The following is a 553-nucleotide window of genomic DNA, read 5'->3' on the forward strand; positions in this document are numbered from 1 at the left end:
AAAATTAACTTTATTTTTAGTTCTATCTTTAATTTTATATATTCTGCTCATAGTAGTACATTTTCTAATTTTTAATATACTACTATAACGCAGAATATATATTTATGTTGCCCACAAACGCGTAGATTATTCACAAGACATTATTAATTCTCCACATGCTCTGGGGTCGCGGAGCATTAATCCTACTTCACCCAAGAAGTGTACTGAGTAACCATCCTTAGCGTTAGAACGAACTTCTGTGTTAGAGTGAGCGTAACCAGCAGGAGTTACAGAACCAGCTGTACACCAGTTAACAAATTCACGATCTTTACGAACTACTTTAACAATGTTAGCTTCACCATCACGACGACCCAAATCCAAGAATGTCATACGGTAAGATTCCAACGGTTTCAAAGTAACAGGATGCAACTGACGATTGTAAGTAGTGTTGTCATACAACGGGAAATACTTCAAAGTCAATTCAATACCGTTAGACATTGCATAAGTTTTAAACTGACCGCCGAACTTCAGATTATCGCCAGAACCAGTTACGAATACTGTGTCAATCAAGTTC

At 36.7% G+C, this 553-nt stretch carries 1 protein-coding gene; it reads right to left on the minus strand.

Features of this window, described 5'->3' with window-relative positions:
- Positions 1 to 126: 126 nt before the first annotated feature.
- Positions 127 to 553 (minus strand): hypothetical protein (locus GH664_RS21970; RefSeq protein WP_194270464.1); only part of this gene is annotated, 427 nt, incomplete at its 5' end.

Origin of the sequence: Thauera sp. 2A1 (assembly GCF_009469595.2) — a bacterium.
Lineage (GTDB): Bacteria > Pseudomonadota > Gammaproteobacteria > Burkholderiales > Rhodocyclaceae > Thauera.